The sequence below is a fragment of the Candidatus Bartonella washoeensis Sb944nv genome (genome assembly GCF_000278135.1).
Taxonomy (GTDB): domain Bacteria; phylum Pseudomonadota; class Alphaproteobacteria; order Rhizobiales; family Rhizobiaceae; genus Bartonella; species Bartonella washoeensis.
On sequence record NZ_JH725024.1, the window covers coordinates 219,423 to 243,669 of the forward strand.

21 protein-coding genes are annotated in these 24,247 nt (G+C 38.3%); 6 read left to right on the forward strand and 15 right to left on the reverse strand.

Annotated elements, in window-relative coordinates:
- Positions 1-2 precede the first annotated feature (2 nt).
- The 7 genes from MCQ_RS05610 to MCQ_RS09820 form a co-directional block, all read right to left on the reverse strand.
- Entirely contained in the window at positions 3-1,076 is a 1,074-nt protein-coding gene (locus MCQ_RS05610; protein WP_006924085.1) for an ABC transporter permease, read from the reverse strand.
- Positions 1,077-1,169: 93 nt separating this feature from the next.
- Positions 1,170-2,807, reverse strand: a complete 1,638-nt coding sequence (locus MCQ_RS05615) for an ABC transporter substrate-binding protein (RefSeq protein WP_006924086.1) — start codon at positions 2,805-2,807, stop codon at positions 1,170-1,172.
- Positions 2,808-3,194: 387 nt separating this feature from the next.
- Positions 3,195-4,820: an ABC transporter substrate-binding protein gene (locus MCQ_RS05620; protein ID WP_006924087.1), complete on the reverse strand. Its 1,626-nt coding sequence runs from the start codon at positions 4,818-4,820 to the stop codon at positions 3,195-3,197.
- Between the two features lie 1,432 nt (positions 4,821-6,252).
- Complete coding sequence (locus MCQ_RS05630) at positions 6,253-6,879, reverse strand: DNA-3-methyladenine glycosylase I (protein WP_035008057.1); 627 nt, start codon at positions 6,877-6,879, stop codon at positions 6,253-6,255.
- Positions 6,857-8,287, reverse strand: a complete 1,431-nt coding sequence (gene xseA / locus MCQ_RS05635; RefSeq protein ID WP_006924090.1) for an exodeoxyribonuclease VII large subunit — start codon at positions 8,285-8,287, stop codon at positions 6,857-6,859. Before xseA ends, MCQ_RS05630 begins: the two co-directional genes overlap by 23 nt.
- A gap of 229 nt (positions 8,288-8,516) precedes the next feature.
- Positions 8,517-10,148 carry an ABC transporter substrate-binding protein gene (locus tag MCQ_RS05640; protein ID WP_006924091.1) on the reverse strand — a complete coding sequence of 544 codons (1,632 nt, stop codon included), beginning with the start codon at positions 10,146-10,148 and terminating at the stop codon, positions 8,517-8,519.
- Between the two features lie 209 nt (positions 10,149-10,357).
- Entirely contained in the window at positions 10,358-10,492 is a 135-nt protein-coding gene (locus tag MCQ_RS09820) for a hypothetical protein (protein WP_006924092.1), read from the reverse strand.
- A 602-nt stretch (positions 10,493-11,094) separates the two neighbouring features.
- On the opposite strand from MCQ_RS09820, the gene MCQ_RS09375 reads away from it, so the two are divergent.
- Entirely contained in the window at positions 11,095-11,238 is a 144-nt protein-coding gene (locus tag MCQ_RS09375) for a hypothetical protein (RefSeq protein ID WP_006924094.1), read from the forward strand.
- Positions 11,239-11,309: 71 nt separating this feature from the next.
- Positions 11,310-11,573 (forward strand): DUF6460 domain-containing protein, encoded by a 264-nt coding sequence (locus MCQ_RS05650; RefSeq protein ID WP_006924095.1) that lies wholly within the window; start codon positions 11,310-11,312, stop codon positions 11,571-11,573.
- 22 nt (positions 11,574-11,595) lie between these two features.
- Here MCQ_RS05650 and MCQ_RS05655 read toward each other — a convergent pair whose 3' ends face one another.
- The 3 genes from MCQ_RS05655 to MCQ_RS05665 form a co-directional block, all read right to left on the reverse strand.
- Positions 11,596-12,405 (reverse strand): TIGR02186 family protein, encoded by an 810-nt coding sequence (locus tag MCQ_RS05655; protein ID WP_006924096.1) that lies wholly within the window; start codon positions 12,403-12,405, stop codon positions 11,596-11,598.
- A 2-nt stretch (positions 12,406-12,407) separates the two neighbouring features.
- The gene (locus tag MCQ_RS05660; RefSeq protein ID WP_006924097.1) at positions 12,408-13,328 is read right to left on the reverse strand and encodes a sulfite exporter TauE/SafE family protein; all 921 of its coding nucleotides are present in this window, start codon (positions 13,326-13,328) and stop codon (positions 12,408-12,410) included.
- Positions 13,329-13,491: 163 nt separating this feature from the next.
- Complete coding sequence (locus MCQ_RS05665) at positions 13,492-14,325, reverse strand: hypothetical protein (RefSeq protein WP_006924098.1); 834 nt, start codon at positions 14,323-14,325, stop codon at positions 13,492-13,494.
- Between the two features lie 613 nt (positions 14,326-14,938).
- Between MCQ_RS05665 and MCQ_RS05670 the strand changes: the two genes are divergently transcribed.
- Genes MCQ_RS05670 through MCQ_RS05680 form a run of 3 tightly spaced genes read left to right on the forward strand, consistent with a single transcriptional unit; the run spans position 14,939 to position 18,323 of the window.
- Positions 14,939-15,685, forward strand: coding sequence for an electron transfer flavoprotein subunit beta/FixA family protein (locus MCQ_RS05670; protein WP_006924099.1), 747 nt, complete (start codon positions 14,939-14,941; stop codon positions 15,683-15,685).
- Positions 15,686-15,737: 52 nt separating this feature from the next.
- Positions 15,738-16,658, forward strand: a complete 921-nt coding sequence (locus MCQ_RS05675) for an electron transfer flavoprotein subunit alpha/FixB family protein (protein WP_006924100.1) — start codon at positions 15,738-15,740, stop codon at positions 16,656-16,658.
- Positions 16,659-16,661: 3 nt separating this feature from the next.
- Positions 16,662-18,323, forward strand: a complete 1,662-nt coding sequence (locus MCQ_RS05680) for an electron transfer flavoprotein-ubiquinone oxidoreductase (RefSeq protein ID WP_006924101.1) — start codon at positions 16,662-16,664, stop codon at positions 18,321-18,323.
- Positions 18,324-18,995: 672 nt separating this feature from the next.
- On the opposite strand, the gene MCQ_RS05685 is transcribed toward MCQ_RS05680, so the two are convergent.
- The 5 genes from MCQ_RS05685 to MCQ_RS05705 all read right to left on the reverse strand — a co-directional run bounded on the left by MCQ_RS05685 (position 18,996) and on the right by MCQ_RS05705 (position 23,462).
- Entirely contained in the window at positions 18,996-19,787 is a 792-nt protein-coding gene (locus MCQ_RS05685) for a pyrroline-5-carboxylate reductase (protein ID WP_006924102.1), read from the reverse strand.
- Positions 19,788-19,842: 55 nt separating this feature from the next.
- The gene (locus MCQ_RS05690; RefSeq protein ID WP_006924103.1) at positions 19,843-20,088 is read right to left on the reverse strand and encodes a hypothetical protein; all 246 of its coding nucleotides are present in this window, start codon (positions 20,086-20,088) and stop codon (positions 19,843-19,845) included.
- A gap of 106 nt (positions 20,089-20,194) precedes the next feature.
- Positions 20,195-20,563: a YraN family protein gene (locus MCQ_RS05695; protein ID WP_199805784.1), complete on the reverse strand. Its 369-nt coding sequence runs from the start codon at positions 20,561-20,563 to the stop codon at positions 20,195-20,197.
- Positions 20,564-20,578: 15 nt separating this feature from the next.
- Positions 20,579-21,466, reverse strand: coding sequence for a 16S rRNA (cytidine(1402)-2'-O)-methyltransferase (gene rsmI, locus MCQ_RS05700; RefSeq protein ID WP_006924105.1), 888 nt, complete (start codon positions 21,464-21,466; stop codon positions 20,579-20,581).
- A 910-nt stretch (positions 21,467-22,376) separates the two neighbouring features.
- The gene (locus MCQ_RS05705; protein ID WP_006924106.1) at positions 22,377-23,462 is read right to left on the reverse strand and encodes an Mrp/NBP35 family ATP-binding protein; all 1,086 of its coding nucleotides are present in this window, start codon (positions 23,460-23,462) and stop codon (positions 22,377-22,379) included.
- Positions 23,463-24,108: 646 nt separating this feature from the next.
- Here MCQ_RS05705 and rpmH point away from each other — a divergent pair.
- A complete protein-coding gene (gene rpmH / locus MCQ_RS05710; protein ID WP_005864709.1) occupies positions 24,109-24,243 on the forward strand; it encodes a 50S ribosomal protein L34 in 135 nt (44 codons plus the stop codon).
- Positions 24,244-24,247 lie beyond the last annotated feature (4 nt).

The window sequence follows — 24,247 nt, forward strand, 5'->3', positions numbered from 1 at the left end:
ATTCAACGTGTCCTTGGATCAAAGATGCGATAAAGTAAATCAGAAAACAAATTAATAGCAACAAAAAGAAATCCTATAAGGAAAGTACATCCTACAACCGCATTCATATCTCCTGCCAAAAGTGCATTGGTCAAATAACGACCAAAGCCAGGCCAGGCAAAAACCGTTTCTGTCAAGACAGCGCCTTCTAATAAAAAAGCATAAGAAAGCGCGACCACAGTAATAATCTGAACAGCCGCATTACGAAAAGCATGCCCCCAAACCGTTCGCGCCCACGATAATCCCTTCACACGCGCGGTAATAATATATTCTTGATTAAGCTGTTCAATCATAAAACCACGTGTCATACGACTAATATAAGCCATAGCTCCGAAAGCTAAAATTAAAGCAGGCATAATAATATGGCTAAAAACATTGCCAAAAGCTTCCCATTGTCCCTGCCAGAGAGTATCCCAGAGAAAAAATCCCGTTCTGGGTTCAAAAGAATATTCGTAAATAAAATCAATACGACCTGGACCACCAATCCAGCCAAGTTTAGCATAAAATATTAATAATGCCATCAATCCAAGCCAAAAAGTCGGGGTTGAATAACTCAGTAGTGTAAAAACACGGACAAAATAATCAATCGGTGAATCACGATACATCGCTGCAAAAACCCCAAAGGGAATACCAAAACTTGTGCCAATCACAATAGCAACTGTTGCAAGCTCTAGCGTTGCAGGGAATACACGCATAATGTCTGTTAAAACAGGACGACCTGAAGTTAATGCATCCCCAAAATCAAACAAAAATACATTGTAAAGGTAATTCCAATATTGAACAATCAATGGTTTATCAAGACCTAACTTATAAAACATGGCATCATAAGCTTCTTGACTGATATTATCACCAAGAATAGCAAGAACCGGATCTAAAGGAAGCAAATGACCAATAAAAAAAGTGATAGTCACCAAACCAAGCAATGTGATAAAAATTGAAATGAGCAACTTCAATCCCTTTAAAAAAAAGTCCCATACAAACATTTCTTTCTGCTTTTGTGATGCTACTCTATTGGCTTCTGGAAATGATAAAGTCATCTTGATAAGATCCTAAACATCTATAAAATATGAATGTGGCGTTCCTTTCCGCCACACAATCAAAAAACTCAAATCACGCATCCCACATAATTTTTATTCATGTAACTGCGCATATTTTTCTGCATCATTGTAGTAAAGTCTAAAACTATTCCAAACCCAATTTTTGACTGCTGGTCCTATGCCAACGGTATAATACGTCTGAAATAAATAAACCATAGGGCCGTGCTCGAGCACATAATGCTGTAAAGCACGATACTGTGTAATACGCTTATTTTGATCTTGCTCAAACAACGTATCCATCACCATTTTATTGACATTCTCATCATAATAACCAGCACGCCAAGCCAAATACATATTGTGCTTTTTTGTAAATGTTGGATCAGGATTAAAAACATGATTTAATGAAGCAGGATGCCCATCAGGATCAGCACTCCCCCACCCCATAATAGCAGTGTCATAATTTCCACCACGAACACGGCTCAATAATTGAGCTTGTGCCATCTTTTCAATTGTAAGCTCAATACCAATTTTGCGTGCATTTTCTTGAATAGACTGTGCTACAGATGACATATAGGTAAGGCTCCCAACCAAAAGATTGGCCTTAAAACCATTAGGATAACCAGCTTCACTTATTAATTGCTTTGCCTTTTCTAAATTTAATTTAAACGGTAATCCCTCTTTTTCATCTAAAGCCCCCGGAATACCTAATGGCATATAACTTGCACGTGGAATTGCAATACCTTTTAAAACAGTTTTTCCAAGGTTATCGTAATCAATCAAATAACGAAGTGCTAACCTTACTTTTTCGTTAGCAAAAATCGCGTTTTTATTGTTCAACGATAAATAAATGGACTGCGGTCGTAAAACACGGCTAATTTTGATCGGTCCCCCTTTTTTTTCAATATCTAAGATATCCTCTGAAGAGAGATCACGCGCTATATCTACATCACCTTTTTCCAAAAGAAGTCTCTGGCTTGCTGATTCAGCGACATGCTGCACAACAATCTTTTTAATTTTGGGTACATCATCTCCCCAGTAATGTTGTGTAGCTTGTAATACAACTTTCTCCCCCGGGGTCCAACGCACCAACTTATAAGGACCAACACAAGCAGAATGCGTGGCTAAATATTTGTTGCCCATATCACCATCAACACTTTTCGCTTCAAGTGTTTGTCGATCAAGCAAAGCAGAAGCATAGGACTGCCCAATTACAGTCAATACAAGTTGGATAGGATAAGGTTTGTCCAATTTCAGTTGTAAAGTTTTATTGTCAAGGGCCTGAATATCTTGTTCAACATTGTTTTTAGTAAATCCATAATTTATCAAAGATTGGGCATAACCCAAACCTAATTTAACAATCCGTTGCATTGACCACGCGAGATCTTGCGCAGTCGCCTTCCTTCCATCATCAAACTTTAAATCATCACGGAGATGAAAAACTATTCTTTTTCCACCATCTAAAACATCCCAAGACTGAGCCATGGCAGGACGAACTTTCTTAGGATCATTACGATCGTACTGTACTAACGCACTGCAAATATTCGTCAACAACTCACTCGTGACAACCTCAACCGATTGTGCTGGATCAAAACTGCTAATTGAATCAATATTCCACGCCATCACCAATGTATCTTTGGATGATGCACTTAGTGCTAGTGATATGGAGGCATTTAAATACCCAATTACCACTAATAAAATACAAAAGCTCTTCAATATTCCTTTTCTTTTCATTTTATTCCTTCCTTTTGCGTTTTATTTTTTCTTGTACACACGAAAGCAATTCTGATTTATTTATTTTATCTCTCAAAAGCACAGCACAACACACAATCCATTCTCTCTAACTTTCATTAAGCTAGATACTCAAACGCTAAGCTATATAACTGAGACGTATACCACCGACACTATAATGAACAGATATCTTCAGAAACATTATCTCTATGCTGATCAATATTGATCTCTCCACACCTATAAACCGCACTTTCACTATATTTATAGCAAATCCCCCCCGCAATTTTATACCCTAAATGGCTTTAAAACCACTTTTATGCAGGGGGATATTTTTCATCATTTACATCATGAACATGCTCTTTTTATATTTTACAACACTTAAATACGTGCTTATTTTTCAATCGCACTGTAAAAAATACGTGGTGCACTATTCCAAACCCATTTTTTAATATCAGGTGTCATCGCTACAACACTATATTTCTGAAAAATGAAAGCATAAGGTCCTTTTTGCATAAGCTCACGTTGCAAATCAGCATATATTTTTGCCCGTTTCTGCGGATCTTTTTGAAACAATGCATCCTCAACCTTTTGATTCATCTTTTCATCCAAATATCCATGCTGCCAACTTGGATAGGCTGTATTTTTAGCCTCAAACCGATTATCAGGGTTGTAAATCAGACGTGAAGCCATTGTGTGGGGATCCGCAGAATCATTATTCCATCCTATAAAAGTCGTATCAAAAGCACGTGCGTAAACTTTTGAAAACAACTGCGTACCCGCTAAACGTTCAATTTTTAGGTGCACTCCCACTTTTTCTGCATTATCTTGGATACTTTGAGCAATGGACAATGCATAAGGAGATGTCCCCACCAAAAAATTTACCTCAAAACCATCTGGATAACCTGCTTCCGTTAAAAGCTGTTTGGCTTTTTGCAGATCAAGTTTAAAAGGTTGCCCTTCTTTTTCATCCAAAGCACCAAGATTCCCAAGAGGAATAAAGCTTGCACGTGGAATACCTACACCTTTAAGAAAGGTCTTCCCAAGTCCTTCATAATCAATAAGATAACGCATTGCCAAACGTACTTTTTCATTGGCAAAAATTGGATTTGTTGTATTGAATCCCCAATACATCATGGAAGGCTCCAACACCTCTTCAATCTTAATATCTGTTTTTTCTCGCAGATCTGCCAAATCCTCTGGTGTCAAATTACGTGCAACATCAACATCGTGTTTTTGCAACAGTAAACGTTGCGTTCCTGGCTCGGCAACATGGCGAATTAAAATCTTCTTCAACTTAGGTGCTTCCCCCCAATAGTTGGAACTTGCACGCAATAAAAGAGCTTCTCCAGGACGCCAGCTACTTAACTGATAAGGACCAACACAAGCAGCATGACTGGCCAAATACCGGTTTCCCATATCACCATCTTGTTCGTGTTTCATAATCGTTTCACGATCAAGCAAAGCAGTAGCACGACTAGAAACAATATTGTTAAGAATAAGCTCTGCTGGATAAGGCTTATCAAATTTCATCACCACCGTCTTCTCATCTGGCGCTTGAAGAGCATCATCAACATTTTGTTCAGTGATACCATATTCATTAAATATTGCCGCGTTGCCCATCTTTAGTTTAACAATCCGTTTCATACCCCAAACAACATCATTGGCATGAGCAGATCGACCGTCATTAAACTTCAAATCATCACGCAAATGAAAAGTAATCACCGTACTCTGATCACCACCTGAAACATCCCAACTCTTTGCCAAAGAGGGAACCATTTTAGCTGGATCATCTGTAGCTGCACTAACCAAATTATCACAAACATTATCAATAACTTCAGTTCCATAAACGTCATTGAGTTGTGCAGGGTCAAATGTACTGATTGCATCGAGATTCCAAGCCATCACAAGGGTATCGACAGGTGTTTTTGCTGAAACTTGTTGCACAAACATCCCTAGTGCAATAACAGCAGAAATAAAAGAACTGCTGCTTTTTAATATTTTTCTTTTTAAGTCCATAAAATTTTCCTTTTAAGTTATTATATCGATTAATTATTTTAAAATAATACGATAAACTTATAATAACGAAAACTGAACAAAAATGTTTTGACCACCTATATAAAATCATTCACTTTTGAAGTCATTGGCTCAAGTTGCAATAAAACCATAAAAAACATGCAACGCACCTTCACTCAGCCAGTATCATATCCGCATTATAATGCCTTTTTGCCCTCCACAATAAGCTACTTCTTATCCTCAAACCACTCCTAAGTTGTAAGTCATATAGAAAGCCATTGCACAGAGATTCATAAATTCACCATTCCATTCCCTTAAACTGTATCAAAAAATAATAATGTGCAAACTTTAAAAAAATAATTGTACCTCTCAGACAATCAGTTTCAAGGAGCACGCTTATCTTTAGCGTATTATTAAGACTGAACTAAACGAGTCGAAAAACACAAAAAATCAACACTGCTGCAACTTTGCCCCTGTAAAAAGCTCTTTAAGCTTTTGAATGCTAAGAATAAAAAGAAATCTTTCTTTGTTATGTACAATAGAAAACGATTCGACAAATATACAACTGCGATGAGAAATATTTCCTTTAAACTTCATCTTTCTAAGAAGATCATCGCCAATGAGAAAATGCATAATAAAAAAAACTTTTTCATGAGTAAAAACAAAATTCACCATACTCACCCCCCCAAAAAAGACATGACTTCTATAAATTCTTTCCAATCTTGATGTTCACCATTGCTTCGCACATACACAAACTCGATACCAAATCACAAACCACACCAATTATATTTTCTAACGGAAAATTCCGGGGATTCAACTAAGCAATGGAGTGGATATAACCTGCCTGAGCTTAAAAATCTTCCCAAAAACTGAAGCCCACACAGCAAAATCGCTTCCCAAAAAAGAAAGCTATCAGATAACAAAGTATAACACAAGCAGACTAAGTGATTTACATCAATTTTCCATAGCACTATTTTTCTGTATTACATGCACAAGCATTTGATAATAGGATACGATACAAATATTGCTAATGACTCTATATTCAGTAAAATTTAACAAACATATTTCGTTAAATTCCAAAAAACAGAACAATACATCATAGCTCTACGCTGATAAAACTGAAAACGACTCAGCTTCTATCAAAAACCATGAATAAAATGTCAATCATTTGTCTTATTAAACATTGTATAAATACAACAGACAAATATTCCTCAAACCGATAGTAGTATAAACTGCATCCACGATGCTTCCAGAAATAAAAAATTTAAAAAAAACACTCCTGAAAAATCGCTAACCGATCTTTTATCACCCTTTCTGAAATCACATCGCTGTAGCTGTTAAAACCAGTTCTACACCACACCCTCACCCCCAAAAGCGATTATCACGTGATAAGCAGCAGATTAAACTATCAAAAGACTAAAAGATCTTTGCAAATTTATCGACAAAAACACCCTTCAAGATGGTCATTTACAATCCCTACTGCCTGCATAAAAGCATAACAAATTGTGGGACCAACAAATGTCCAACCACGTTTTTTTAAATCTGCCGAAAGACGAAGAGAAGCTGGTGTAACAGGATTGTTCTTGAATATTTGAAAATCTATCTTTTCATAACGCTCTGATTGTGGTGGCTGAAAAGACCAAAAATAGTCAGACAAACTGCCCCATTCTGCAATTATTTCACGTGCTTTGAAGGCATTATTAACCACTGATAGAATTTTCCCCTGATGACGAATAATGCCTTTATTAAGCATCAATATTTTGATCTTTTCTTCATCATAATAAGTAATTTTTTCGAAATCAAAATGATCAAAAGCTTGGCGAAAATGAGAGATTTTTTTTAAAATCGTTAACCAAGAAAGTCCTGCCTGAAAACCTTCAAGACAAATTTTTTCAAACAAACGGGAATCATCAAAAACAGGTTTTCCCCATTCGTTATCATGATAAGCACAATAAAGTTGGTCAGTTCCTGCCCATGAACAACGAACTTTTCCATCCACTCCCATAAGGAGTCCTTCATCCAGCACTAAATTTATCGTATCAAAAGAGCATTTCTTGATCATCTTGCTTAGACTTTACCCGTTTAGATTTTGAAGATCGATTGAGCACATGATCATGCGTTGAAACACTAATTTCACCATCAAAAAAGCGTAAATTCACTTGCCCTGATTCAGGGAACTGCACCAATCTTTTGATAGGCTTATTCTCTTGCCCCAAAGCCAAAACAAAGCCGCGCTCCAAAATATTCTGATACGAAGTACTCCTTAAAAGCCTGAAAGCTACCTCTATCTGAGCACGTTGTTTTTCAACATTGCGCACAAAAGCACGGTGGAGGCGTGCAGTATATTCCTTCATATTGTGTTGTGCTTTTTCAGTATTGAGCAAACGCGGTGAAAGACGTATACTAAGTGCATAAAAAGAAAAACGTTTTTTATCATAACTTACACAAAGAGCACGCTGCAACCGACTTGAAATTTCATCAAAACTTCGCCGAGGTAAAGCAAAAATTTGATCGGCAGTTGGAAGAGCTCGCAGAGTAGCACGCAATTTTTGTCGATGAAAATCAAAATAACGCGCTAATCCGGTGCGCAAACGCGCACCAAGCGATGCCACTTGCACTTCGAGATCAAGCTTAACGGGAACAGCCATTTCTGCTGCTCCTGTAGGAGTTGGAGCGCGCCAATCAGCGACATAATCAATCAAGGTCCAATCCGTTTCATGCCCAACAGCAGAAATAACAGGAAGAGCAGATGCATAAACAGCACGCACAACGGCTTCGTCATTAAATCCCCACAAATCTTCTAAACTTCCCCCTCCTCGTGCAACAATAATAAGATCAGGCTTTGGAATAAGTCCCCCTAAGGGCAACGCATTAAAACCTTCAAGAGCCGCAGCAACTTCCCGACCACTTGTTTCCCCCTGAACCCGTACAGGCCAAACCAAAATATGCAAAGGAAAACGATCCGATATACGGTGAATAATATCGCGGATAACAGCACCTGTTGGTGATGTTATAACGCCTATAATTTGTGGCATATAAGGCAACGGTTTCTTTTTAGCTTCGTCAAACAAGCCTTCATCCGCAAGCTTCTTCTTGCGGTTTTCTAGAAGTGTCATCAAAGCGCCAACCCCTGTTGGTTCAAGAGCCTCAATAACAATTTGATATTTTGATGACCCCAGATAAGTTGTAAGCTTGCCTACAGCAATCACTTCCATCCCTTCTTCAGGAGGAAATTTGAGCTTTTCCATAACTCCGCGCCAAATAACAGCCTCCAAGCGCGCCCTATCATCTTTTAAAGCAAAGTAAGCATGCCCCGAAGCATGAGCACCACGATACCCCGATATCTCCCCACGCACCCGCACATAAGCAAACTTCTCTTCAACAACACGCTTTAAAGCCCCAGCTATCTCGGAAACACTAAATTCTGCTACATTCGTCGCACCTGTTTTTTCACTAAAAAAATTTACCATTTTTTAATTCACGAAAGTTGAAATGTTTAATCTTGACATCTACACAAACACACCTTTAATGAGAATGAAATCTCTCTCTAAAAGAGAATGTCTTGAAATTACATTCTATACACAACATATAAATCCGTTGCAGACGAACTTCAACGTTTTGCAAAATTCTTAAATCATATACAAAACGTCGAAGATATCACGATCTCACTTTTGTTGTATTTTACACACTTAAATTCGCTTATTTTTCAATTGCACTATAAAAAATACGTGGTGCACTATTCCAAACCCATTTTTTAATATCAGGTGTCATCGCTACAGAAACATATGTCTGATAGATGAAAGCATAAGGGCCTTTTTGCATAATTTCACGTTGCAAATCAGCATATATTTGTGCCCGCTTCTGTGGATCTTTTTGAAACAATGCATCCTTAACCTTTTGGTTCATCTTTTCATCCAAATATCCATGGCACCAACTTGGATAACCCGTATTTTTAGCCTCAAACCGATTATCAGGGTTGTAAATCAGACGTGAAGCCATTGTGTGGGGATCTGCAGAATCATTATTCCATCCGAAAAAAATTGTATCAAAAGCACGTGCGTAAAGTTTTGAAAACAACAGTGTACCCACAAAACGCTCAATTTTAAAACGCACCCCCACTTTTTTTGCATTATCTTGCAGAGATTGGGCAATTGGCAAAGCAAAAGGATAAGGAGATGCTCCTGCAAAAATATTTGCCTCAAAACCATCTGGATACCCTGCTTCCGTTAAAAGCTGCTTAGCTTTTTGCAAATCTAATTTAAAAGGTTGCCCTTCTTTTTCATCCAAAGCACCAAGATTCCCAAGAGGAATAAAGCTTGCACGTGGAATACCAACATCTTTGAGAAGGGTCTTACCAAGTTCTTCATAATCGATCAAATAGCGCATTGCCAAACGTACTTTTTCATTGGCAAAAATTGGATTTGTTGTATTGAACCCCCATATTATCATGGACGGCGTCAACACTTTTTCAACCTTAATATCTGTTGTTGCTTGAAGATCTGCCAAATCCTCTGGTGTCAAATTACGTGCAACATCAACATCGTGTTTTTGCAACAGTAAACGTTGCGTTCCTGGCTCGGCAACATGGCGAATTAAAATCTTCTTCAACTTAGGCGCTTCCCCCCAATAGTTGGAACTTGCACGCAATAAAAGAGCTTCTCCAGGACGCCAACTACTTAACTGATAAGGACCAACACAAGCAGCATGACTGGCCAAATATCGGTTTCCCATATCACCATCTTGTTCGTGTTTCATAATCGTTTCACGATCAAGCAAAGCAGCAGTGCGATTAGTGGAAATATTGCTAAGAATAAGCTCTGCTGGATAAGGCTTATCAAATTTCATCACCACCGTCTTCTCATCTTGTGCTTGAAGCGCCTCATCAACATTTTGTTCAGTGATACCATATTCATTAAACGTTGCCGCGTTAGACAACTTCAATTGAACAACCCGCCTCATGCCCCAAACAACATCATTGGCATAAGCAGATCGACCGTCATTAAACTTCAAATCATCACGCAAATGAAAAGTAATCACCGTACTCTGATCATCACTCGAAACATCCCAACTCTTTGCCAAAGAGGGAACAATTTTAGTAGCATCATCTGTAGCCGAAACGACTAAATTATCACAAATATTGTTAACCACTTCAATTCCATAGCGATCATTAAGTTGCGCAGGGTCAAATGTACTGATTGCATCGAGATTCCAAGCCATCACAAGGGTATCGACAGGTGTTTTTGCTGAAACTTGTTGCACAAACATCCCCAGTGCAATAACAGCAGAAATAAAAGAACTGCTGCTTTTCAATGTTTTTCTTTTTAAGTCCATAAACTTTTCCTTTTAAGATTATTTTATAAATTCCCTGATGCAACAACACGCAAAAATAATAAAATCAGGCTTAGAAAACACGCCTCCTAGAGGCAAAACACAAAACTTTCAAAAGCAGCAGCCACTTGCCAAACACTCGGTTTTCCCCCTGAACACGTATAAAACAAACCCCAATAATAACGAAAAACAATCCGATTACGATGAAGATATTACGACTGATAACGCTCTATTGATGATGTCACAAAACCTATAATTGAGTCCATAGAAAGCAAAGATTTCTTCTTTGCATTATCAAACATGACCTCTTCTTCAAACTTCTTCTTGCGATTTTCTATAAATGTCATTAAAGTACCCCCGGTTTATGCAAGAATCTCAATAACAATTTGATATTTTGATGCCCATAAGTGAGTGATAAACTTGTCTACGGCAACGCTTTCCATGCCTTCTTCAGGAGGAAATTTAAGCTTTTCCATGAATTCCCCTCTAAATAATGGCTCTCAATTGCACCTTATCATCTTTTAAGGCAAAGAACGACATAACCCCAACCATAAACATGACGATAACCTAGTATTTGCCCACACACACATAAGCAAACTTTTCTTCAACAACACATTTTGAAAATCCCCTGCTATTTTAGAAACACTAACTCTTGCTAAATTTATTGCCCCTGTTTTTTCAAAAAATAAATTTATCATTTTTTTAATTGACGGAGGTTGAAACATCCAGTTTTAATATCTATCTGAGTATTTCTTTATCAAAAGGGGTAGTCTCTTTTTTAAATAGGATGGTTTGAAATCCCATTCTATACGCAACATATTAATGTTTTAGAGGAGACGTCAATGTGCTGAAAGTCTTACCATCATGAAAGATATCGCAACATTATAAATATATCCTTACAAATCCTAAAAAAGTGAAGAATACTCACCAAATTAATGAAAGGAGTACTATGAAAGTAATACGGAAAATGCCAACAGAACACGAACGTGTTTCAGAAACTAGCACAGATGTTACACCAGTATTACAAGGTGGTAAACTTGAAAGAGAAGTAAGAAAAAATAACAAAAAAAATATTGTTTCTCCTTTATTATAATAACACCATTGTATTATGCAACACAATCACAATATATGCAAAAGCGTATCAAAATAAAGAGAAGAAAAAATATGTCCAACTCTTTTCATGCATTTCTTGGAGGATCACTAGGGCGTGTTGCTATAAAATTGCTTACCCTTTCATTCCTCGCTGGTATTGTGATGAATTTTCTTGGGTGGACACCTCAAAATCTGATGCAGAAAATAATGGAATTTTTAAAATCTCTATGGAAAACAGGATTTATAACTTTCACAAATCTCTTCCATATCACCGTGATGGGAGCCGTCATTGTTGTGCCTATTTTTCTTTTTTTACGCATTTTCCGCAAAAAATAAATGTCTTATGGTCTCCCTTTTCCTAATCTTTTCGCAAAATCAAACGGCATAAAAAGCCTGTACTAACAGCCACAAGTACTGCAACAAGTCCATATAAGAAACTATGCCTATGAGCTGCGTGGAAAATTGTATAAGCAATATGTGCTTTAACGATTTCAAGAGTTGTGGTCGCACTATCAATAAACTGCCCATCGCGAAAAAGATAAGCACGGACCTGATAATGTCCAACAGGGGTATTTGGCGGTAAACGAAAATGTGCTGTAAAAAGTGCACCAGAACCAAAATGAACGCCACCCACTTCCTCATGATAAAGATTTTTGGCTTTTTGCAATTTTATGAGTTCATCACGAAAGATTTGTACTTTTTCCTGATCTTGTTCATCCGTCTGCAGCAATAAATAGGATAATCCTAGCCCCAAGCGTTTATATTCTTCAACGGTAGTAATATCATCAATTTCACTCGTTGTAACCATCGAATAAAAAAGAGGAACATTTTTAAAAACAAGGGAATCTGCATTAACCCAAACTCCAGCATTCCGCTTTTTTTCCCGCATAACCATCGGCCGCGCTTGCCCTTCTAAGCTGACAACAATATCATAACGGTTCTGTCGAGAATATAACGGATCGATATTTTCCAAAACACCAGCAATATAAAGATCACGACCATCGAAATGTGCATCAACCGTGATCATATTAGTCGTTACGATAATTTGGATAGTTTCGTGGTCGACTTGATCAATAAATGTAGCTTTCGCACCAACATGTGCCCACGTAGAAAAAGAAACTACATAAAAGCAACCTGTAATGATACATAAAGAAAAGAATCTATCCATTTTTATCTCATCAGAATATCCAGAGAGAAAAGATTATCAGGGCGTACAAATAATTGGAAAGCAAGCCGCATACATACAATCAACACCAAAAATGCAAGCGCCATACGCAATTGTTCAGCTTTTAATCTTCGTCCAGCACGTGTTCCATATTGCGCACCAATACTTCCCCCAAGCATCAGTAAAAAAGCCAAAACAATATCAACTGACTGATTACTCACGCTTTGCAAAATTGTGGTAAAAGAGGACACAAATGTAATCTGAAAAAGTGAGGTTCCAATCACCACACTGGTTGGGACACGCAGAAGATAAATCAACGCTGGTATCATAAAGAATCCACCACCAATTCCCATAATCGAAGACAACAACCCCACAATGAGACCAATTCCTAAAACGGGAATAACGCTGACATATATCATTGATGTCCGAAAACGCATTTTAAATGGCAAGCGGTGAATCCAATTATGTCTACCAGCAAGACGAACATTGACTTTTGGTGCCTTACGCTGGCGCATCATATCGCACCAACTTTCAATAATCATCAAAGTTCCTACGCTCCCAAGAAGAAGCACATAAAGAAGCGAAATCATGAGATCTAATTGGCCCAATTTTTTCAGCACAGAAAAAATCTGAATCCCGATTAAAGAGCCTATCCCCCCTCCAATTACCAAAAGAAGACCAAGTTTGATATCAAGAGTGCGCCTTCTAAAATGTGTAATCGCCCCTGTTACAGATGATGCAATCATCTGGTTAGCCCCTGTTCCAACAGCAATAGCAGGAGGAATATTATAGAAAATCAATAAAGGCGTGATGAGAAAACCACCACCAATTCCAAAAAGGCCTGAAAAAAAACCAGCAACAACTCCCATACCAATCAAGATCAGCATGTTGAGTGACATTTCAGCAATTGGTAAATAAATACTCACTTATAGAACCTTCAAGATAATTTGAGGTTTTCTAGTTAATTTTGAGCTCCTTCTCTAATAACCTTTGTTGCGTGTTTAAAAAAACAACTTTAGATGCCATACATGCCTTTATAAAATCAAAAATTGCATACATCTTATGTTATTTTAACCTCACATCATCAAATTAAAAAAGCGAGCTCCTTTTAAAAAAACTATAAAAACATAATGTTATCGTCACCATAAATGCAATGGTTAAAAAATAAGGAAGCAATTTTTTAACAGGATAACGTAAAAAAAAGAAAATCCCCAGAGGCTCTCTTTTTAAGAGAGAATCCACCTTTAAAGAAGAAGCATATTGATCATACTCAATGCAACGACCAGATGCTTGAACATCTGAACACTTCCCTTCTGTTATAGAACTTTCTACAAACCTATCATCCTCTTTTGAAGAAGGCTTTTTAGCTTCTGCTGGCAAAGAACTTTTACCACCTTGTTGCAACGCGTTTATAGCATTTGGAGAGACTGGATTTATATTGTTTTGCTCCGAAAAATTTGGCGCCTCTTTGAGCGAAAACCGTTCTTGGTTTTCCCCACATGCCATATGAGCAAGGTGTTGCACAACAGAATCAAGAGGTTTTGAACGAGAAACAGGCCGTGCTACTGCCGCTGCTTCTTCTAAACTTTTCTTTTCACTTTGCAAATTTTGAATAAGCGTTTTAATCTGCTCCAAATGCTCAAAAAGCTTTTTTTCTTTTTGGCGACGCATATAATATTCAGCTAAAATAGCCCGACTAATATCATCCAAATAAGATTTAAAACTCTCTTCCACCAAATTGCGTGGTGTCAAATGATGAGGCGAATGTTTCATCTGCATTTGTGTGTAAACAGAGCGTAATTTTTTAGCGATATCCGACATCGTCACTTCAGCAGGTGTGCTTACCCTTCCCTTTGGTTCAACAACAAAAGAAGAAGGTTTATCATGCTGAACTTGCTTAGTATTATGACTCTTCGTATTCACAAATGCTACCCCTCATTGTATTCAGTATTCACAAACGCTACATCTCATTAATCTTTTGCAAAGAATCGCATAAAGGAGTGGGAAGTGTGCTCTATTTTAGTAAATAGAGCTTTAAGAACTTCCTAAAACATTTGTTAGAAATATTGAAACATGTGATATTTAATTTCCCTGCTTTTAAACGCTTCAATTAAGAAATTCTCCCCCTCTTTGGCTTTTTTATTCTTTTGTCATTATCTTTAATAGCTATTATACTCGTTTGTAAACTGAGATACGGAACCAAAAAACGATATCCTCATTTGCTATTCGTAAATTATTTATCATTCTGCACCCCTCTTATTTCAAGTTCTTTTCGTACAACTGTTTTACAAACTATGATGAAAACATTCATTTGAAATAAATGTTCATTGTTTTTTACTTTTTATTCAAGTGAAGTTGGCAATTATGAGAACATAAAAAACAAAATAAAGATGCGTAACAATGATAAAAAATATAAGCACACATAAAAAATTATATAATAGGAAAACCAATGATTAAGTGAGATTCCGTTCTAAACAATTTGGTTTCTTGTGGTTATTACTATAAACTTGTGAGCATACAAACAAAGAGGATCATCATGAAGATAATTGTCGCTGTCAAACGTGTTGTTGATTATAACATCAAGATACGTGTTAAACCCGATGGCACAGGCGTTGATCTCTCCCATGTAAAAATGTCTATGAACCCCTTTGACGAAATCGCCGTGGAAGAAGCAATTCGCCAAAAAGAATCTGGAAAAATTTCTGAAGTCGTTCTTGTTTCCATTGGACCAGAAGCAGCACAAGAAACTTTGCGAACGGGATTGGCAATGGGAGCGGATCGCGCAATCCTTGTCACAACAGAGGAAACACTAGAACCTTTAGCGATTGCTAAGATTCTCAAGGCCATTGTACATGAAGAAAAACCAGATATGGTCTTTTTGGGCAAGCAAGCCATTGATGACGATAGCAATCAAACTGGGCAAATGTTAGCTGCCCTTCTTGGCTGGGGACAAGCAACTTTTTCCTCCAATCTGGACATAAAAGATGGACATGCTACAGTCATCCGAGAAGTAGACAATGGTACACAAACCCTTACCCTCCCCCTCCCCATAATTATGACTACTGATTTACGGTTAAATGAACCACGCTATACTTCTCTCCCCAATATAATAAAAGCGAAAAAGAAACCCATTGAACAAAAAGCTCTTACGGATCTTGGCGTAGAGACACGAGCACGCTTAACGATTCTTAGCGTTGAAGAACCAAAACCCCGTCAACCCGGTATCAAACTAACCAATGTAGCAGAGCTTATCAGTGCGCTAAAACAAAAAAATTGCATTTAACGTTCAATAAATAATGGATCAGAAGCAACACTGTATAAAAGGATAAAAATTTATGGCAATTCTTTTATTGGCCGAACACAATACAGAAGAAACCGCAAAAGCACTCACTGCGGCTCGAGCAATGAGCAATGATATCGATATCTTGGTTTGTGGAACGAACGTTCAAGAGATCGCTGAAAACAGCGCCAAACTCACCGATGTACGGCAAGTTCTTGTTGCTGAAGCTGAGTATCTAGCACATCATTTGGCCGAACCTTTAGCCGACACAATCATAAAATGTGCGAATGATTATGATGTGATCATGGCTGCCTCTACAAGCACCGGAAAAAACGTGATGCCGCGTGTAGCTGCCCTTCTTGATCTTATGCAAATTTCAGACATTATCGCCGTGATTGCACCTGATACTTTCAAACGAACAATTTATGCAGGAAATGCCATTCAAACTGTACGCACGAATGATCTTCAAAAGGTTATAACAGTCCGTACAGCCTCTTTCACGCCAACTCCACAAAAAAATGATGCTGCACCCATTAGAACAATATCACCAGCCGCTAATCCCAACCTTTCTTCTTTCGTAAAAGCAGAAACTAGCAAAAGCAATCGCCCTGAACTCACCTCAGCTCGTGTTATTGTATCAGGCGGACGCGGTCTTGGTTCACAAGAGCAATTTATGGCACTTCTTCTCCCTCTTGCAAACAAACTAGAAGCTGCTTTGGGTGCCAGCCGCGCAGCTGTTGATGCAGGCTATGCTCCTAATGATTGGCAAATTGGACAAACAGGTAAAGTCGTTGCTCCTGAACTCTATATTGCTGTCGGCATCTCTGGTGCAATTCAACATTTAGCTGGTATAATGGATGCACAAGTTATTGTAGCCATTAATAAAGACGAAGAAGCTCCTATCGTGCAAATTGCTGATTACACCCTTGTAGGCGATCTTCACCACATTATTCCTGAATTGGAGAAAGCTTTATAAGCTATGCACGCACCTCTGCATCACCAACGCGAAAGTATGGAATTTGATATAGTGATTGTAGGTGCAGGACCTGCAGGGCTTTCCGCTGCAATTCGTCTGAAACAGATTAACCCTGAACTTTCTGTCATAATCGTCGAAAAAGGAAGTGAAGTCGGCGCTCACATTCTATCTGGTGCAGTTGTTGATCCTATTGGCATTGATACACTCTTACCAGAATGGAGAAATGAACATGATCATCCCTTCAAAACGCCTGTTACCAATGACCAATTCTTTTTGTTAAAACCAAAGCACGCTACAATATTCCCCAATGTGTTTCGCCCAAAAATCTTATCAAATGATGGTTGCTATATCGTTTCGCTTGGTGATGTCTGTCGCTGGCTGAGCAAAAAAGCCGAAGCACTTGGTGTTGAAATCTATCCTGGATTTGCCATATCGGATACCATCCAAAACGATAACGGAGCTATCATTGGCGTTCTTACAGGTGATATGGGGCTTAATAAAGATGGAACCCCTGGAGAAAATTATATGCCCGGTATGGCGTTACTGGCAAAATATACTCTCATTGCAGAAGGAGCTCGTGGTTCAATAGCAAAACAACTAATACAGAAATTTGAACTCAGCAAAAACCGTGAACCACAAAAATTTGGTCTCGGTCTCAAAGAGCTCTGGGAAGTTGATCGCTCAAAACATAAGCCTGGTTTAGTTCAACATTTTATCGGCTGGCCATTAGATAATGATACCGGCGGTGGAGGTTTTCTTTATCACCAGGAAAAAAACTTAATTTCTGTCGGTTTTGTTGTGCATTTAGATTATAAAAACCCCTACCTCTCTCCTTTCGAAGAATTTCAACGTTTTAAAACACATCCCAAACTCTATGAAATCTTCAAAGGCGCAAAACGCCTTTCTTATGGTGCACGCGTCATCAGTGAAGGTGGTTGGCAATCTGTACCAAAACTCACCTTTCCTGGCGGAGCACTCATTGGCTGTTCTGCCGGTTTTGTCAATGTCCCTCGTATCAAGGGATCACACAATGCTATCTTATCAGGTATATTGGCAGCTGAAAAAATCGCTTCAGCTCTTGCTAAAAGCCGTGCTCATGATGAAGTCAAAGAAATCGAAACGCATTGGCGAAAAGGTCCCATTGGCAAAGATCTTTATAAAGCACGCAACGCCAAACCACTTTGGGCAAAATATGGTACAAAATATGGAATTAAACTTGCTGGCTTTGATATGTGGTGGCAACAGTTGTTCGGATTTTCCTTATTTAAAACACTCTCCCATGGAAAAGCAGACTATGCATGTCTCAAACCAGCAGAAAAATTTCAACCAATTGCTTATCCAAAACCAGATGGTGTTGTAACCTTTGATCGCCTTTCCAGTGTCGCACTTTCTAATACACACCATGAAGAAAACCAACCTTGCCATTTAAAAATAGCTTCACTAGAAAAACAAAAAAACTCTGAATACGCAATCTATCGAGGACCTTCCGCACGCTATTGCCCTGCAGCTGTCTATGAATGGCTCAATCATAATGATCACGAAACTTATGTTATCAATGCTTCAAACTGCATACATTGTAAAACATGTGATATCAAAGATCCCAACCAAAACATCAATTGGACCTGTCCACAAGGCAATGAAGGACCGCTTTACCCCAATATGTAATTATTGTTCATTTTGCTGAAATCGGAATCTATAAAAACGTAATCAATCAGAGTGCCTAGTCCAGATCAAGATCCCTACGTCACACCATCAATGTACACAATCCTTTCACAAAGTGAAACACACTTTATATACCCAATAAAATATTCTCACCACGGCATGGAAACTCTTCGCAACAAGAAAATATATCATATGCTCTTATTGAATGCTTTTTACCCCTCTAATGACAAAATAAATAAGATACCTCAAAATAAAATACTGGAGACAAAGCTATTCTGACAATTTCAATTTTTTGTAAAAAGCTGGTGCCAACCATTATACTTCCCCCTATATTGCAATTGCTCTTGTCTTTAAAAAATTCATAAATGCATATTCCACCCATTCTAAAACTACTTTTCGATACACATGCCATCCCTTTTATTGATCTACCATTGAAAAGAGTTTTTCCTGATCAGAATGAAAGACGACAGTACCGAAGGGATCGTTTCAATAGATGTGATGCTAATTTATACTAAAAATCAACATATGACAGCAATTATCCCGAACATCAATTTTCTTGCTATTGCGTATGCATAGAAAACAATTTTGTAGATCTGTTTTCACGTAGATCGATATCAATAAACACAACCAATACCCTATCATTCGGATGAAAAAAGAAAATATTAACTCAGTATTTTAATGTGTAAACGGAGCATTCATTTTTTGCAAAGTAGTCTCAAGAGCCGTTATTAAAGCACTTCTTCCCCCTTGACGAGAAAAACAGTCTGATAAAAGTTCATTTGTTCCTCCCTTTGTTGAAAATTCTTTCTCAAGTAGAGAAAAATCAAGAGATGTGTGACAATCAGCTGCTGTAATTTTGCGCATTTCATCCGTAAGGTTTCCAAACATCATGGCAAGAAAATCTGCCGACTGCTCTTTTTTTAAGCCCTGTGTTACAAACCATTGATGTGCTGTTTCTATAAAATTAAAATAAACCCCCATCAGTGAACCGGCAGTCATGAAAAGATTAAATTGTTCTTCCGCATCCAACACTAATGTGCCACCCAACGCATCAAATAAACTGCGTAAAAATCGATGATCAGGATAAATTGGCGTCAAATTTTTACATTGTGCCACAAAAGGAAGTGGAACCGCACGATAAACCTCATGATTTATCCACTCTTCAACTTGTGCTGCTTTTGCCATAGCAAGAACAGAAATAACAAGCTGTTCTGGGCGAAAACGAAGAGAACGCAAAACTTCTTCTGCAATTTGATTAGGCAAGCAAAGAAAAATACAATCACTTTCATCCAGTAATGCTTGATTGTTTTCAGCAATCATAACCTTATCATAGTTGTGCGAAAGGCGCTGTGCAGTTTGCGCATTGCGTGGTGAGATGATAATGGAAGAAACATCAAAAGCGCTTGTCATTAAGCCCTCGACCATTGAAGCGCTAATTTTACCCGTTCCCAAAAAGCCAATCTTCATTTCTACTTCTCACTCTCATAATTTTAAAGGGAGCTCAACCAGTACCTCATACATTTTAACTAACATAAACACTGATTGAGGAAGCAACACATAACATAGCAAGAATAATTAATCCCAAATAGATTTTGGGCTTATCAAAAAGAACTGCAAAAGCAGAGAACCAACCAACGACAGCTGCTGCTAATGCAAATAAAAAACCTGGCTTATTCATAAGCACAATATGCATGGCCATTAGACCACCGATAATCAACGCCCCAAAAACAATCAACAAGCCAGTTGCAAACTTTTCATAATCGTCCATCTTTTGCTCCTCATAGCGCTCAAACTGTTACTTGCTTTTTCTACCCCATCTATATATAAAAACAAAATGTTTTTTATCGACCATAGCTAAAGTGCCCTAAAAACCCTCACTTATCAGAAGTAAAAAACGCTGGAATATGATGCGGGAAACGCCATGGCACAATCGCGATCAGATCAAAGCGTACACATAAAAGAGCATGATCTTTTTGTCGTGCTAACCAAATATCGGCCGCTGCCTCAATGCGCCTCTCATTCATTGGAGAAACGGCAGTTATTGCTTCATCCAATGTTGAGCGTGCTTTTACTTCGACGATTAAAACCAGATTTCCACGCCGCGCAATTAAATCAATTTCACCACACTTTGTTCGAAAACGAATTTCAGCAATGTGAAACCCTTTAAAACGCAACCACCAAGCTGCCCATTTTTCTGCACGAACACCTCGAGAGAAAGACTTTTTTCTGCGTTCTCTTTGCAGAGCCCTATGCATCTTTTACGCATCCTTCAAAAAATTCAACCGCTGAAAAAGTTCCTGCTTTTTTAAGCCAGTTTTTTTTGCCACCAAAGCAGCTGTTTGAGCTGCAGAATGCGTACACGCCAATTCTAATAACATGTCATCAATCTCTTGATCGCTCATCACCTCCAAAGAGGGAGGCGCTTCTCCAACAAGCACAACGATTTCTCCACGAATATGCGCTTGCTTACTGTAACTCTCGCACAAATTTCCTAGATTGGAAACATCCACGGTTTCAAATTTTTTTGTTAATTCCCGACATATTGCAGCAGGTCGATCCGCCGAAAAAAGAGAGACCATGTCCTGCAAAGTCTGAACAAGCCGATGAGGCGATTCATAAAAAACCAATGTCGCGGGAATAGCTCTTAATTGTTCTAACCGCTTTTGGCGCTGTGCCTTGCGCGCGCTCAAAAAACCCGCAAAGAAAAAACTATCCGTAGGCAACCCTGTCGCGACAAGAGCAGCTAAAAGAGCTGATGCACCAGGAATCGGAATGATTTTATGACCAGCTTTGCGCGCCTCTTCCACCAATCTAAAGCCAGGATCAGAAATAAGTGGTGTTCCTGCATCTGACACAAGTGCAACAGTTTTATTTTCTGCCAAAGCCGCTAACAACCTCGGCCCTGCTTTTTGCGCATTATGTTCATGATAAAGAAATGTTTTTTTCTGAATACCGTAGCGTTCTAAAAGAATACGCGTTACCCGGGTATCCTCACACGCTAAAACATCAACGCCTGCAAGAACTTGCAAAGCACGAAGAGTGATATCGGCAAGATTTCCGATAGGTGTTGCCACGAGATAAAGCGCTGGCTCTATCAGAGGTGCAGAATAAGCATGAGCACCTATAAAATATGCCTTTTCACGCATGCATTTCTTTCATATTCAAGTACCTCTCTCCATCAACTTTCACTAAATCTTTTACCTGTAATCATAAGCCATATCTGCCAAATTTTTTTTGCCAACACCAAAGGATCAGTCGCTTAAATAATCAGTCGCATCGTAAAAAGATGACTTTCCCGAGTATCCAATGACTTTCTTAGCATTATCATCCGTTCTGATCAGCATTATCGCTTCCAGAAAAATCAATTCCCGAAGTGACCAACACCATATATCAATCCAAATAACTTTTCTAAAGCCGCTTTTTCAATCGCAGAAGCAACAATTCTATCCATTCCTCTATCTTATACTCCCCTCTTGATTATCCCGATTACCCTTAATAACCGGCATTTTTCAAACTTGCCCCATCCATTTGAAATAAAAACACTTCCATGCAAACGTAAATCGCTCTTTTTAGCAACCAAAACAACTGACTGTAGCGTTTTTGAAGAAATATATAACCTCAGGATTAACATATCTCATTTTACACTATTCTCTCCAACCTTTCCGTTAGGATGCTGGATAACGAAAAACGCTCCTTTCATGCCTCGATAGAGACTTTTTTCTTTCATAAACATATAGATAGAGGTTTTCTTTAATACGCTGTTTTTAGAATACCTTTTACGGTCTATGCAATTTTGCTTTAATTATCCTCATTTGCTTACAATTTTCTTTAGCGTAAATGCCCGCAGCTCGTTTTTCACCTTACTGCTCTACCTCATATGATAAGCTTTGGAAATCCCCCTTGAATCACCCACTTGCATAACCCATTTATTATTTGTTGAACCTTTGAAACACCTCCTTCAACAAGAAGCACGCACACACTAGAAGCACACCCAAAAAAGCTCTTTATGTTTTTAATTATTGTTTCTTAGCAAACCCTACAAAAAAAAACACAAATTTAAAAAAATCTGTTTTTTACTTGATCCACAATTCTACGATAAAGCTTAGCATTCTCCCCATCAGGCTTAGCAACAAAGATGGGCATACCATCATCAGAAGAAGACCGTAAAGCTGCATCCAGCGGCACTTCTGCTAGGAAAGGGACACCTCGACGTTCCGCTTCTACGCGCGTGCCACCATAGCCAAAAATATCGTAGCGTTTTCCTGTATCAGGAGCAATAAAATAACTCATATTCTCAATAAGCCCTAAAATGGGAATATTAACTTTCATAAACATTTCTATCGCTTTACGCGCATCAATCAAGGCCAGATCTTGGGGAGTAGAAACAATCAGCGCACCCGTTAACTGTACTTGTTGAGCAAGTGTCAATTGTGCATCCCCTGTTCCCGGTGGCATATCGACCACCAAAACATCAAGAGGTCCCCATAAAACATCTCTTAGCAATTGCGTCACAGCTGCCATCACCATAGGACCACGCCATACCACTGGCTTTTCCTCTTCAACCAAAAATCCCATCGACATTAATTTAAGACCAAACTTTTCAAGCGGTTGAAGCTTTTTCCCACCAATGAGCTGTGCTCTTTGATTAACAAGCGCTGTCAAACGTGGCAAAGATGGACCATAAATATCCGCATCCATCAAACCTGTTTTAAAACCAGAATCTTGTAAAGCTAAGGCAATATTGATCGCCATTGTAGATTTGCCAACTCCACCTTTTCCAGAAGCAACCGCAATTACATGCCGCACACCTTCTATCGGCATTTTCATAGGTAATAGATTTGCCCTACGTTTTGATATTGCATCTCTATGCATCTGAGAAGATATCATCGGTTTTTTTTCTGCCGTAAGTGTGACAACAACAGATTCAACCCCCTCCATAGCACACACCACTTCTTCAGCAATACGGCGCAATGATTCCCACTCTTGCACACGTCCATCAGGAACTGTAATGGAAAAGAAAACCTTGCCATCAGCAATCAATATTTCTGAAAGAAGCCCCAAAGATACAATATCGCTTTCAAAATTTGGTCCTTTGACTTTATGTAACGCGTTGCGGATCGCCTCTCTTGTGATAGGATTCACGCTCTTTCCTCTCTATACTCATGGCAGAGAACACAGCAATAAGGACAAAAAACACTTAAAGGTAAACACCTACAAAGTTCCCACTTTATGAGAATTATTAAAGTGTAAATATTTTATACCTCATCTTTTTCAACACACTAATTTTTCAAAACATTAAACTAATCTCGAACAAAAAACTCAAGCGTAAAATCCATTACGAAATTTCACCAGACATGTCTTGTTCTACTATGATCACTCTATAAATACTCTTAGCTGTCCCTCTAAGAAACAAAACTGTGGACACTCCTTAAATAAATAAAATACCACGTATTCCAAAATAACATTTTTTACAAATATACAATAAAAAAGTATTCTTCTTTCTTTTTTACCTTAATGCCTTAGTCTTTTATTTTCACCATAGAAGAAATAACTATAAACTGAATATGACAACCAATAATCATTTTTCCATAATTTAAAAGTATCATACATAAAATTAACATTCGTCATAGACTTTCTTTCTTTTTTCAGAAAAAGAAAAATAATCTAAGATTGACTTTTTGTATGTTTTTCCTTATGGATTAGCAGTCATATGACTAGGATCAAATATTCATCTAGCACGTAACTGCTCATAGAGCTAAGAAGGGCCGCACTCCGCGGTATTAAATAAATGAAACGTACTTACCAACCCTCTAAACTTGTCCGTAAACGTCGTCATGGTTTTCGTGCGCGCATGGCAACAGCTGGTGGCCGTAAAGTTATTGCCGCAAGGCGTGCGCGTGGACGTAAGCGGTTATCTGCTTAACCAT